Origin of the sequence: Kitasatospora cineracea, from assembly GCF_003751605.1 — a bacterium.
GTDB lineage: Bacteria > Actinomycetota > Actinomycetes > Streptomycetales > Streptomycetaceae > Kitasatospora > Kitasatospora cineracea.
The window spans coordinates 5,313,048-5,326,070 of sequence record NZ_RJVJ01000001.1; the positions used below are offsets into that span (position 1 = coordinate 5,313,048).

The 13,023-nt window shown below is 68.8% G+C and carries 10 protein-coding genes; 8 read left to right on the forward strand and 2 right to left on the reverse strand.

The window, feature by feature from the left end; translation table 11 throughout:
- Positions 1-151: 151 nt before the first annotated feature.
- On the reverse strand, positions 152-1,033 hold the full coding sequence (locus EDD39_RS23935; protein ID WP_244256966.1) for an acyl-CoA thioesterase: 882 nt from the start codon (positions 1,031-1,033) through the stop codon (positions 152-154).
- Between the two features lie 163 nt (positions 1,034-1,196).
- A complete protein-coding gene (locus EDD39_RS23940; protein WP_123559194.1) occupies positions 1,197-2,831 on the reverse strand; it encodes a class I adenylate-forming enzyme family protein in 1,635 nt (544 codons plus the stop codon).
- 114 nt (positions 2,832-2,945) lie between these two features.
- Here EDD39_RS23940 and EDD39_RS23945 point away from each other — a divergent pair, with 114 nt between their 5' ends.
- The 8 genes from EDD39_RS23945 to EDD39_RS23980 all read left to right on the forward strand — a co-directional run bounded on the left by EDD39_RS23945 (position 2,946) and on the right by EDD39_RS23980 (position 12,617).
- On the forward strand, positions 2,946-4,361 hold the full coding sequence (locus tag EDD39_RS23945) for an amidase (RefSeq protein ID WP_123559196.1): 1,416 nt from the start codon (positions 2,946-2,948) through the stop codon (positions 4,359-4,361).
- Positions 4,362-4,801: 440 nt separating this feature from the next.
- Complete coding sequence (locus tag EDD39_RS23950) at positions 4,802-6,448, forward strand: ABC transporter substrate-binding protein (protein ID WP_123559198.1); 1,647 nt, start codon at positions 4,802-4,804, stop codon at positions 6,446-6,448.
- Positions 6,435-7,382 (forward strand): ABC transporter permease, encoded by a 948-nt coding sequence (locus EDD39_RS23955; RefSeq protein ID WP_244256968.1) that lies wholly within the window; start codon positions 6,435-6,437, stop codon positions 7,380-7,382. Before EDD39_RS23950 ends, EDD39_RS23955 begins: the two co-directional genes overlap by 14 nt.
- Complete coding sequence (locus tag EDD39_RS23960; protein ID WP_244256971.1) at positions 7,382-8,239, forward strand: ABC transporter permease; 858 nt, start codon at positions 7,382-7,384, stop codon at positions 8,237-8,239. The genes EDD39_RS23955 and EDD39_RS23960 overlap by 1 nt, the downstream gene beginning before the upstream one ends.
- Positions 8,236-9,228, forward strand: coding sequence for an ABC transporter ATP-binding protein (locus tag EDD39_RS23965; RefSeq protein WP_123559200.1), 993 nt, complete (start codon positions 8,236-8,238; stop codon positions 9,226-9,228). Before EDD39_RS23960 ends, EDD39_RS23965 begins: the two co-directional genes overlap by 4 nt.
- Positions 9,225-10,016 (forward strand): ABC transporter ATP-binding protein, encoded by a 792-nt coding sequence (locus tag EDD39_RS23970; RefSeq protein ID WP_123559202.1) that lies wholly within the window; start codon positions 9,225-9,227, stop codon positions 10,014-10,016. Before EDD39_RS23965 ends, EDD39_RS23970 begins: the two co-directional genes overlap by 4 nt.
- Before the next feature lie 185 nt (positions 10,017-10,201).
- Positions 10,202-11,788 carry a class I adenylate-forming enzyme family protein gene (locus EDD39_RS23975; RefSeq protein ID WP_244256973.1) on the forward strand — a complete coding sequence of 529 codons (1,587 nt, stop codon included), beginning with the start codon at positions 10,202-10,204 and terminating at the stop codon, positions 11,786-11,788.
- Positions 11,789-12,029: 241 nt separating this feature from the next.
- Positions 12,030-12,617 carry a TetR/AcrR family transcriptional regulator gene (locus EDD39_RS23980; protein WP_123559206.1) on the forward strand — a complete coding sequence of 196 codons (588 nt, stop codon included), beginning with the start codon at positions 12,030-12,032 and terminating at the stop codon, positions 12,615-12,617.
- Positions 12,618-13,023: the final 406 nt, after the last annotated feature.

Below are 13,023 nucleotides of genomic sequence, written 5' to 3' on the forward strand. Positions count from 1 at the left end.
CGCAGTCCTGAGTTCAGTGGTGCTCTCGCCCGGTTCCGGTGGCAGTCGGACACCGCAAAGGGTGACCACGGCTGCCGTCATTGCTGCGGCCCCGCACAGACATCGTCTGTGCGGGGCCGCAGCAATGACGGCAGCCGTGTACCGGTCGCGGTCACCTTCTGCCGCGCAGGACGGTCTCCTGGACGACGCTGGCGACCAGGAGACCGTCCTGGTCCCACACGTCGGCCATGGCCAGTCCGCGCCCGTCACCGGCCGAGGGACTGCGCTGAGCGAACAGCATCCACTCGTCGGCCCGGAACGGCCGGTGGTACCAGATCGCATGGTCCAGAGAGGTCACGAACAGGGACGGGAGCGTCGAGCGCTGCCCGCTCGGCGACTCCTCCAGGGCCGCGGTGGGTGCGAGCCCCAGGTCCGACGCGTACGCCAGTGCACAGGCGTGCGTCAGCGGATCGTCGGACAGGGGCCGTGCCGCACGGATCCACAGCCGCTGTTCCGTCTGGCCCCCTTGCACCTGCTCCGCCGGGACGGCAGCCTGCCGGATGTCGAGCACCCGGTGCCAGGCCGAGGCATCTTCCTCCCGGTCCGTGCTCGGGGAGCCGGCCGAGGGTAGCTCGTCCGGTCCGGCCGTGGGCGGGACACGCCGTTGCCTGTCGAAGCCCGGCTCCGGCCGTTTGAAGGAGGCGGACAGCGAGAAGATCATCTCGCCGTCCTGGACGGCGCTCACCCGCCGTGAGACGTAGGAGCCGCCGTCCCTGAGCCTCTCGACTGCGTAGACGATCGGCTGCTTCGTGTCCCCGGGGCGCAGGAAGTACCCGTGCAGGGAGTGGACGGGCCGGTCGGCGGGAACGGTGTGGCCGGCCGCGGTCAGCGCCTGGGCTGCCACCTGCCCCCCGAAGGCGCGCAGAGGGGCGGCCTCGTGACACACGCCGCGGAAGAGGTCGCGTTCCACCCGCTCCAGTTCGAGGAAGTCCAGAAGGCCGCCCGGCGGGGTGCCCGTCCAGGCAGTCATCGATCGATTCGGGCGCTTGGCCATAGGCGTGTCTCCTGGAAGCTCGCTCAGTCGTACGGTCGTTGTGCGTGGCACCGGCCAGCCGGCCGCGCGGATGGATCGTGGGACGCAGGGCCCCCGGCAGCAGGCGATCTGCCGAGGGCCGGCACGCAAGGCGGCCCGGTACCGCCGGTGTGCGCGACGTTCCTCAGCCGCCCTCCGGGCGGTGCTCCAGCCGGTCCCACGCGGCATCGGTCGTGTGCGCGCCGCCCACCATCAGCTCCTTCTTGGGAATGCGCTGGGTGGGGGTGCGGGGGAACGGTTCGACCCGGTGCTCGACGTACCGGGGGACCTTCTGCCGTGTCAGCTGCTGCGCACAGAACTCGATGAGGCCGGCGGGGTCGAACGGCGCGCCGGGAACCAGTTCGACGTACGCCTTGACCTCTTCGCCCATGACCGGGTCCTCCACCGGGACGACGGCGGCGTCCAGCACCGCGGGGTGGCGGCGCAGCACCGCCTCGACCTCCGCCGGGGAGACGTTGATGCCGCTGCGGCGGATGAGCTCCTTGCGGCGCCCCTCGAAGTAGAAGACCCCGCGGGCGTCACGGCGCATGAGGTCACCGGTCCGGAGCCAGCCGTCGTGGAGGACCTCCGCGGTCGCTTTCGGGTTGTCCAGATAGCCTCCGAACACGATCTCGCCGGAGAGCTCCAGTTCGCCCGAGCCCGGGCCTTCCAGGACGCGGCCGTCCGGGTCGACGAGCCGTGCCTCCACGTCGGGGAGCGGGATGCCGATCGCCCCCGTGCCGACGAACTCCGCGGCCGCATGGGGAGGCATGCTGAGCGCGGGCCCTGACTCGGACGACCCGTAGGTCTCGTTCCAGGGAAAACCGAAGCGGCGTTCGAGTTCGGCATGGCTGTCGCGCGGGATGGCCAGGGCCGTGGCGTGCCGGATCGAGTGATCGCGGTCGGCGGGGCCCTCGGGGCGCGCCAGGAGCATGGTCGGGACGGAGCCGATGGTCAGGATGTCGGTGGCGCCGGACGAGCGGGCGACGTCCCAGAAGCGCGAGGCGCTGAACTTCCGCATCAGCACGAGGGAGTCGCCGGAGCACATGGCGCCGAACAAGTAGGTCAGAGGGTCCCCGTAGTGCAACTGGAGGGGCATCAGCATGCGCACCGGCTCCGAGCGAGCGCTACGGCGGCGAAGGTGGACGTCCATGTACCGCAGGGTCTCGGTGTGGCGTCCGCCCAGGGCCTTCGGCAGACCGGTGGTGCCCGACGTGTAGCCGATGTCGACCATGTCGTCGAGCGATGCCTCGACGTCCTCCAGTCGCAGCGGCGCAACGCCTTCCAGCAGGTGTGCGAAGCCGAACGGCTCCGGTTCTCCGACCTTGATCGTCTTCCGCAGGGACGGCGCCGTGCCGACCAGTTCGCCCATGACGGCATCGGATCCGGGGTCGGTGATCGCCAGCACGCAGCCGGCGTTCTCGACCGCGTATCGCGCGTCGTGGGGGCCGATGTCGGGGGAGAGGGACACCACCACGCCCCTGTTGGCCAGCACGGCCAGGAAGGCGATGACGTACTCGGCGCGGTTCCCCAGCGCGAGCGCGACCCGATCACCCGCGGAGAGCATGGGCGCCAGGTACCCCGCGAAGCGTTCGGCCTGCTCTCGGAGTTGCTGCCCGGTGAAGGCGGCGCCGTCGTCGAAGAGCAGCACGGGCTCCTGACCGAACCGGTCGATGCCGCGCCCGAGCACTTGTAGCAGCGGCTCTCGCGGACAGCCGAGCCAGGTGCCGGGGAAGTCGGTCGGCCATGTGACGGGGGCGGCCGGATCGCGATCAGGCATGGGTGTCCTCCAGTGCACGGTGTCGGTGCGCTGGAGAGTACAGGAAATATTTCTTGCGTTACATAACGCCAGGCACACATAATCGCCGCACCGGTACGCAGGTGAGGAGACGACATGGCGGATGAACTGATCTGGAAGAGCGCTTGGGAGCTCGGTGAGCTGTACCGAAGCCGTGAGCTGTCCCCGGTCGAGGTGGTCGACGCCGTTCTCGACCGCATGGACCGGGTCCAGCCGGCCCTGAACATCATGGTCACCGAGACGGCGGACCAGGCCCGGGCCGATGCCAGGGCCGCGGAGAAGCGGTTCGCCGCCGGCGATGACCTCCCGCTGCTGTACGGCGTGCCGATGACGGTGAAGGACCTGGCCGACACCAGTGGCGTGCGGACCACTTACGGCTGCGTCGCCTTCGCCGACCACGTGCCGGACAGCGACAACATCGGCTGGGAACGACTCAAGGCGCAGGGCGTCATCCTGCTCGGGAAGACCACCACGCCGGAGTTCGGGCTCCTGGGTGTGACCGAGAGCAAACTGACCGGCTCGACCAGCACTCCGTGGCGCCCGGGCTACAACGCCGGCGGCTCCTCGGGGGGCGCGGCCGCCGCCGTGGTCTCGGGCGTCGGTCCGATCGCTTGGGGATCCGACGGAGGCGGATCCATCCGGGTGCCCTCCTCGCTCTGCGGGGCGGTGGGCATCAAGCCCTCGATCGGACGCGTCCCGTACGCCGATTGCGAGGACGGCGACTCCACGGACGGCCCCATCGCGCGGACCGTCCTCGACGCGGCCATGGTGCTCGAAGCGACGAACGGACACGACCCCCGCGACCGCTTCTCCGTGCAGAAGGACGCGCGGAACTACATCGAAGCGGCCCTGGCGCCGGGCGACCTCACCGGAGTCCGGGTCGCCGCCTGCTGCCACCTCGGGCAGAGCGTCCTCGATCCGCACGTCCGCCGCCTGTTCGGCAAGGCCCTCGAGGACATGCGCGCCGCGGGCGCCGTCGTCGAGGAGGTCGAGATCGCCCTCCCCGACACCGAGGAGTTCTTCACGCACATCAACGGTCACTCCTACCAGCAGTACGCCGAGGAGTTGGAGGCTGCAGGAGTGGAGCTGTGGCCGATGATCAAGGAGGTCTCGAAGCGCGCCCGCGACGTGACCGCGCGTCAGGTCAACGACGCCAACCACGCCGGCAAGACCGCGATCTACAACGCGTTCCGGGCCGCGATGACGGGCGCCGACGTCATGGTCACGCCCACGACGGCCGTGCCGGCCTTTCCGCACGGCGGGGAGAGCGGCCCGTCGGGCATCGTCGACGGGATCGCCGTCGAAGCTCTGGGGCACCTCTGCCACCTGACCACGGAGCCCCCGAGCCACGCCGGGCTGCCGGCCATCAGCGTCCCGGGCGGCTTCACCCCGGAGGGCCTGCCCATCGGCCTCCAGTTCATCGGCGGTCTCTGGGCGGACGCCGACGTGATCTCGGTGGCCGCCAGGTACCAGAGGGCAACGGACTGGCACACCCGTCACCCCGTGCTCTGAGCGCTGGTGCCCCTCCGCGGTGGCGGCCTGCCCGCCCCCGGCAGTGCGTGGTGGACTGCCGTCCCCGCAGGATGCCGCGGCCCTGCAAGAAGGACGGTCCCGGCCTCCTGGAGGGGAGAGGCCGGGACTTCTCCGCCACCCGTGGTGGCGCCGGAGCCGCTCGACTGAATCGAGCGGTCGAGCCCCGCGCCTCCGGGGCGGTCGACTTCCAGGTGGACGCTTCGAGCCCCCGTTCCTGCGGGAAGCGAAAGCGCTGTGATGTCCGAACGGGCTGGTCAGACATGGTCTGACCAGCCCGTTCGGGCTTGTCCGAGGTAACCCAATCGAAGCCTGCACAACCATTGCCTGTGATGTTTGCCGTGTTATATCTTCCTCGTCACACGAAGGGAACGTGGGTCACACAGGCGAGTTGAACGTGCGTTGTCCATGAAAGGGATGGCATGAGAAGAGTCCGGAAAACCTGGGGGCTGAGGGCTGCGGCCGGCCTCCTCGCGGGCACGACGCTGGTCGCGTGCAGCGGCCAGGGCGGCCAAAACACCGCCGGGCCGAAGGTCGAGGCTTCGAAGCTGGTGTCGAAGCTGCCGGACCCCAAGGGGAACGTCAGTACGGTCAAGTGGAACGTCTACGGCGAGCCCGAAACGCTCGACCCCCGCAATGCCGTCAACTACGGCAGCGGCCAGATCACGCGCAACATGTGCGAAGGCCTGTTCAAGATGGACCCCGAGTTCAAGGTGAGCGAGAACCTCGCCTCGGCGTACCAGCAGGTCTCTCCGACGGAGCTCAAGCTCACCATCCGGGCGGGCGTGAAGTTCTGGGACGGCAAGCCGCTGACCGCCGAGGACGTCGCCTACAGCCTGAAGCGCTCGGCCGCGGAGGACTCGGTCGTCAACTTCGGCTTCATCTTCGTCAAGGGTATCCAGGCCACCGGTCCGATGGAGGTCACCCTCACCTTCTCCCAGCCGGACGCGAACTTCGTTGACAACCTGGCGACCCTCGCCGGCGTCGTGATCGAGAAGGACTGGGCGGAGAAGACCGGCGACAAGGTCGGAACCTCGACCGGAGGCCTGATGTGTACGGGGCCCTACAAGTTCGGTTCCTGGCAATCCGGCACCGGCATCACCATCCAGCGCAACGACGCTTACTGGAACGCCGACTTGAAGCCGAGGGCGGCGGAGATCGACTTCTCGTTCATCGCCGACGACACCGCCCTCGCCCAGGCGCTCGATGCCGGAGAGATCGACGGTTCCTACGAACTTCCCCCGTCCACGCTCGCCAAGCTGCTCAAGTCGAAGTCCGGACAGGTGGTGTTCGGGCCCTCGACCCAGAGCACCGCGCTCTCCGTGGCCAACCCGGGCACCCCGCTCGCGGACGCGAAGCTGCGCGACGCCTTCCAGCGCTCCCTCGACCGAGAGGCGATCGCCAAGGTGATCTTCAACGGCGCCGCGGAGCCGAACTACACCGAACTGACGCCGGAGACCTGGCCGACCGCCGAGCGCTCGCTCTACCAGCCCGACTACGACAAGTGGGTGAAGGCCCGGTCGTACGACCCCGAAGCCGCCAAGAAGCTGGTGAAGGAGTCCACCTACGACGGACGCCCGCTCGTCCTCGCCATCATGGCCGGCGACGAGACCGCCTCGCGTGTCGCGCAGCTGGTGCAGCAGCAGGCCAAGGCCATCGGGGTCACCGTGACGATCCAGACCATGCAGCCCCTGGTCTACGCGCAGGCGTCCTACGACGCGACCAAGCGCCAGGGCATCGACCTCCTCTACTCCTCCAGCTTCAACTCTCGCCAGGAGCCGCTGGAGCCCCTGGGATTCGACCTGATCCCGGAACAGGCCTACAACTACACCAACTTCAACGTGCCGGAGGTGACAGAGCTCCTCACCGGAGCCCGATCGTCCTTCGACGCGAAGGAGCGCGCTGCGATGATCGTCAAGGCTCAGGAGATCTACGAGCCCCTGAACGGCGTGATCAGCCTGGTGTCGAACAACGCTGCGACTTTCGTCAACAACCGGCTGACCGGGGCGGTCACGTCCTTCGCCTACTGGTCGATGCCGCAGATGGCCTACCTCGGTGCTGCGAAGTAAAGCGGGACGGCGGATCGCCGCAACGGTCTCGGGTGCCGTTGCGACGGTCCTCGTCGCATCATTCGTGATCTTCGCCGGCCTGGCCGCCGCACCCGGGGACCCGGTCTCACAGATCCTGGGCCCGAAGGCAAGCGACGAGGCCCGTGCCAGCATGCGGGAGAGGCTCGGGTTGGACGCCCCGCTGCCGGAACGCTACTGGAGCTGGCTGACCCACGCGCTCCACGGTGACCTGGGAATGTCCTTGACCTCGCGTCAGGACGTCTCCAGCCTCATCGAGCCCAGACTGCTGACCACCTTCCTCCTGGTGGCCATGGCCTCGGTCCTCATCATCACCGTCGGCGTCTCGCTCGGCGTCTTCGGCGGCGTGAGCGAGCGGGCCCGGGGTGCGGTCGCCACCCTCGTGGGCCTGGGAATCGCGGTCCCCGGCTTCATCGCCGCGAACGTGCTCATCGGGGTGTTCGCGGTGCAGCTCGGATGGTTCCCCACCTTCGGCGGAGGGGAGGGGCTGGGGGACCGCATCTGGCACCTGACGCTGCCCTCCATCGCCCTGTCCATCGGCTACGGCGCCTACGTCACCCAGCTGACGTCGGCGGCCATCGCGGAGGAGGCCGAGAAGGACTACGTCACCACGGCCCACGGACGAGGCGTGCCACCCGGAGTGGTGCTGCGTCACCACACGCTCCGGAACGCCGCCATGCCTGTCCTGACCGCGTCGGGACTCTCCGTCGCCGGCTTGGTCGCGGGCACCGTCGTCGTGGAGCAGATCTTCGCCGTGGACGGCATCGGTGCTCTCCTCATCCGGAGCATCTCGAGCAAGGACTACCCCGTCGTGACAGCCGTGAGCATGATCATCGTGGTGGCGTTCGTCCTGGTGACAACCCTGATCGATCTGGTCCAGGTCGCCCTGGACCCGCGCGAGAGGGCGGCAGTCTGATGGCGATCACCTGGCGAGAGAGCGTCCAGGCCTCGCGCCGCCGCCTGGGTTCGCTCGGACAGCCCGCGCTCGTGCTGTCCGGGGCGTTGGCAGGCCTCATCGCGCTGCTCGGTGTGGTCGGACCCTGGATCGCGCCGTACGAGCCGGACACCACCGACATCCTCTCGGCGAGCCAAGGGCCCAGCGGCGCGCACTGGTTCGGAACGGACTCTCTGGGACGGGACATCATGTCCCGAGTGCTGACCGGCGCCCGGTTGAGCCTGTCGGCGTCCGTACTCATCGTGTTGATCAGTGCGCTCCTCGGCACTGCGCTGGCGATCTTCAGCGCCTGGCACGGCGGCTGGGTCGACCGGGTGGTGAACCGGTTCCTCGACGTCATGTTCTCGGTACCGGGGATCCTGGTCGCCGTGCTGGCCTCGGCCGTCTTCGGTGCCGGATTCTGGGCCCCGGTACTGGCCCTGGGCGTCGTCTACATGCCCTACATGGCTCGAGTCGTGCGAAGCGTGGCGGTGCGAGAACGCCACCGGGCCTACGTGGAAAGCCTGCAGTTGGCGAAGATGTCCGCCTGGCGCATCTGTGTTCGCCACGTGACGGTGAACGTCATGCCGATCGTCGTGGCCCAGGCCACGTACGGTCTGGGGGCAGCCCTGGCCGATTTCGCGGCCGTGTCCTTCCTCGGGTTGGGGGTCCAGCCGCCGACGTCCGAGTGGGGCGTCATGGTGTCCGACGGAAGATCGGAACTCCTGAACGGCGAGTTCCAGCAGACCCTCGCGGCCGGCAGCTTCGTCGTGCTGACCGTGATCGTCTTCAACGTGCTGGGGGCCCAGATTTCAAGCAGATCCGGAGGACGCCGATGAGTCCGCAGCCGTTGCTCAAGGTCGAGCGCCTGAACATCTCGGTGAGGCACAGGGGTTCACGTCGTCCGCTGGTGCACGACGTCGACCTCACGGTTCGTGCGGCGGAGTCCGTGGGCCTGGTGGGAGAGTCGGGGTCGGGCAAATCCATGACGATCAAGGCCGCCATGCGCCTGCTGCCCAAGAACGCGGTGGTCGAAGGGGCGATCGAGTTCGAGGGCCGCAGCGTGAACGAGTTGGGCCGTCGCGACCTCGCCCAGTACCGGGCACGCGACGTCTCCCTGATCCATCAGGATCCGCGGGCGCACATCAACCCGACCCGCACCATCGCCCAGTTCATCACCGAGGGTGCTGTCCACACAGGTGTGATGAGTCGGGAAGCCGCGCTCGAACGGGCATGTGTTTTGATGCGGGACGTCGGCATCGAGGACGCGGAGAAGAGGCTGGCGCAGTTCCCCCACCAGCTCTCCGGGGGCCTGCTCCAGCGTGTCATGATCGTGACCGCGATGCTCACGTCTCCGCGCCTCATCTTCGCCGATGAGCCGACCACCGCGCTGGACGTGACCGTCCAGTCCGACGTGATGGCGATCCTGCTGGAACAGATCCAGGACCACCGCGTGGCCATGCTGTTCGTCACGCACGACCTGGACCTCGCTGCCGCTGTCACGGACCGGCTCGCCGTGATGTATGCCGGAACCGTCGTGGAGACGGGCACCTCTGACGGCATCTGCTCACGGCCCCTGCACCCCTACACCGCGGCCCTGCTGAGGTCCCGGCCCTCGACGACCGAGGTGCGGCGGCCGGTCACCATCCCCGGAAGCCCCCTGTCCGCCTACGAGGTCACCAACGGCTGTTCCTTCGCCCCGCGGTGTTCCTTCGCCGTCGACCGGTGCCGCGGCGAAGTGCCGCATCCGCGCCTGGTGGAGGACAGGACGGTCGCGTGCCACCGGGCCGAAGAGGTCGTGGACCTGCTCCAGGAGCGTGCGTCGTGACAGCCGCAACCCCTCAGGAACCGGCTCTGGAAGTGACGGGTCTGTGCAAGACCTTCCACAGCCGATCGGCCGACGGTCGGGACGCGCTGTCCGACGTCAGTTTCTCCATCGCGCGCGGTTCGTGCCTCGCGGTGGTGGGGGAGTCCGGTTCCGGCAAGACGACCGCGGCCCGGATCGTCGCCGGCCTCGAGACGGCCACCAAGGGTGAGGTGCGGTTGCCGGCACAAGCCGCCGCAGGCAAGGCCCGGCGCGGCGTGCAGATGGTCTTCCAGGACCCCTACGGCTCCCTCGACCCCCGCCAGGCAATCGGGTCCGGCCTGCACGAGCTGCTCCGGCTCCACGGGCTGCGCCGCAGATCCGAACGTCAGGACCGGGTCGCCGAACTCCTGGCCTGGGTCGGCCTGGACGAACGCCACGCCGCCCAGTACCCGGAATCGCTCTCCGGCGGGCAGCGCCAGCGCGTCGCGATCGCTCGCGCGCTGGCGCTCGACCCGGCCCTGCTCATCCTCGACGAGGCGGTCTCCGCGCTCGACGTCAGCGTCCAGGCGCAAGTCCTCAACCTGTTGGCCGACATCCGCCAAGAGGCGGACGTCAGCTACATGTTCGTCTCGCACGATCTCGGCGTGGTCCGGCAGGTGAGCGACACCTGTGTCGTCCTCCGGCAAGGGCGCGTCATCGAAGCCGGCCGCACCGAGGACGTCCTGGACTCCCCGCAGGACGCGTACACCCGGGCGCTCGTCGAGGCGGTACCGCGACCAGGGTGGCGCCCGAAGCGCAGAAGCCTCTGACCCTTACCGGTCGCGGCAGTTCGACGCCTGGGGCGACGCATCAAGCCGACGGCCCCTCCGGGCTTCCCGCGCGGAGGGGCCGTCGGCGCCGTGAGGTTCCGCGGCTGCTGCCGCGTGCCCTCCCCGCGCGGTGGGCCACACGAACCCCTATTGTGTAAGCATCGTTATATGACATGGAGTATATTATGATGGCCGGTAGCCCGTTCGCCGAACTCGCCCCCTACCAGGAATCCCTGCGCGGCAGGTCGATGCCCGAGGCGCTGGACGCCGCAGCCGCCGCGTGGCCCGACAACCTGGCCCTCCACGAGATCGAGGGTGAACAGCGGAGCCTCACCTGGGCCGAGTTCCGTAGCGCCGTGACGGGCCTGCGCTCCGGCCTGGAGTCGGCGGGCGTCTCGCCGGGCGACAGGGTGGGCGTTCTGATCACGAACCGCATCGAGTTCCCCGTGGTCTGGTTCGCCGCGGTGGAGGCCGGTGCAGCCATCGTCCCGCTCAACCCGAAGTACACCGACAAGGAGATCGGCTTCGTCCTCGGCGATGCCGGCGCCACCTGGCTGGTCGGCGAGAGTGCACTGATCGACGCCCACGTGGTAGGCGGCAAGGTGGGGCCGGTCGACCTCGGGCGGACCGTCTCGATCGGTGCGAGCGCCCACGCCGCCCTGCGCTACGAGCGGCTCCTGGAGGCGCCGGTCACGGCGCGGCGGACGGGCATCGACCCCCTGGAGGTCACGAACATCCAGTTCACCTCGGGTACCACCGGTCTGCCCAAGGGGTGCCTGCTCACCCACGAGTACTGGACGGAACTCGGCATCTACGGTTCCCTGCTGGACGTCACGTCCAAGCGCCTGCTCGCCGACCACCCCTTCTACTACATGCAGAACCAGGCCTACCTGATGCTGGCCATCTTCACGGGCGCCACGCTGTACATCACGCCGGGTCTGAGCCGCCGCAAGTTCATGGACTGGCTCCACGACTACAAGATCGACTTCGCGTGGATCGACGAAGGCATCCTCGAATTCCCCGAGGAGCCGCGCGACGCGCACCTGGTGATGAACCGAGCACCTGTCGCGGGGATGCCCGCATGGGCCTACCCCGCGATCCTCAAGCGCTTCGGCATCCGCGGCCGGGAGTGTTACGCCAGCACCGAGCTCGGCAACGGCACCGCCGTCCCCTACGACCGCGACGACCTGGCCGGCAACGGGTCCATGGGGTTCTGCTTCCCCAACCGGGAGTCGAAGGTCGTCGACGAGAACTTCGACGAGGTCCCGGCCGGCACCCCCGGAGAGCTGTGCATGCGCGGCCCCGGCATCATGCTCGGCTACCACAACCGCCCCGAGGCCAACGCCGAACTGTTCCTCGACGGCGGCTGGTTCCGCACCGGTGACATCGTGGTCAAGGAGGCCGACGGCCAGCACTACTACAAGGGGCGTCTGCGGGACATGATCCGCCGCAGCGGCGAGAACATCTCCGCGGCCGAGGTGGAGGCCCACATCGCCGCGCTCGACGGCGTCTACGACGTGGCCGCGGTTCCGGTCCCCGACCCCGACCGCGACGAAGAGGTCAAGGTCATCGTGGTGCGGGAGCAGGGCTCCGTCCTGACGCCCGAACAGGTGGTCGCGTGGGCCCGCGAAGGCCTCGCCGCGTTCAAGGTCCCGCGGTACGTGGAGTTCCGCGACGAGCTGCCGTACACGCCGAGCGGGAAGATCCACAAGGCCGCGCTGAAGGAAGAGGCGGAGCCGCTGCACGAGGGCGTCGTCGACACCAAGGCCTGATCGGCGGGCGGGGCTGGGCCTGCTGCCCGCGCCCGCGTGAAGGGTGGCTGCGGCACCCCGGTAGGGTGCCGCAGCCACCCCGCCTCTTCTCGGAAGAGGTTCTTCGGCATGCCTCCTACGCCCTCCGGCGGGGCGTTTCCAGATGTCTGCGCCAAGCGTGCAGGCACCTCCGGCGTCGCGTTCGCTGGACACCGTCTACGATGTGTCTGGCGTTATATAACAGGCCGGTACGGGAGGCGCAGTGCCGATTTTCGTCGACCACGATGAGCGGCGTGAACGGATCGTGACAGCTGCCACGCAGGTGCTGGGGGAGCTGGGCTTCGCCAAGTTCACCCTGCGCGCGGTGGGGCAGCGCCTGGGCGGGTCCGTCACCTTGGTCACCCACTACTTCCCGAGCCGGGACGCGCTGCTCGACGCGCTGCTCGAGCGCACCCTCTCGGAGGCGCGGAGCAAGCAGGACGAACTCATGGCGATCTCCGACCCGCACGAGCGCCTCCGTTCCACCATCGAGTACTTCATGCCGCTCGATGAGGAAACCATGCTCATCGAGCGCGCTCGGGTGGCACTCGCCAGCCACCGGGAGGTGGAGCCGGCCGTGGCGGAGCACATGGAGCAGATCGATCCGGGGATGAGGCAACTGGTTCGTGTCGCCATCGCGGACTTCATCCCCGCCGACCGGCTGGAGACGACCGTGGACCTGATCCGCCTGTGGACCGCCGGCGTGGTTCTCACGACCATCGAACACCCCGAGATCTGGACACGGGAACGTCAGCTGAAGGCCCTGGAGGAGTTCATGAGGCTGATGGACCTGCCGGTGGCATCCGTTTGAGGGGGCTTCTTCCGCGTTCGAGCACCCCAGGTCCTGGCGCACCCGGCGCGACGTCGAGCGCGTCCGGCGCCCGGGTGAACACCGCTTCCAAGCGCGACTGAAAACAGAAGTCTTTCCCCTGTTCGGGGTCTGGTGCCCCGTGCCGCGCCAGCGATGGCCGCGGCCTCGCTCGGTCGTGGGCGCGTCCGTCTCGAACGGGCTCTCTCCGGCCGCCCACTGCGCGAGCGGGGCGGCGGCGTCGGCCGCCGGGGCGACACGTCCCGACAGCGGCGACCTCGACCGGTTGATACCGGTCCCCATCTTGACGCCGCCCGGACGGTGGACGAGGATCACGCCGTACGGAGATAAAACGTCCGTTATACAACGCTGACGGGCGGACCAGGCTCAGGTGGTCCGAAGCTTTCGG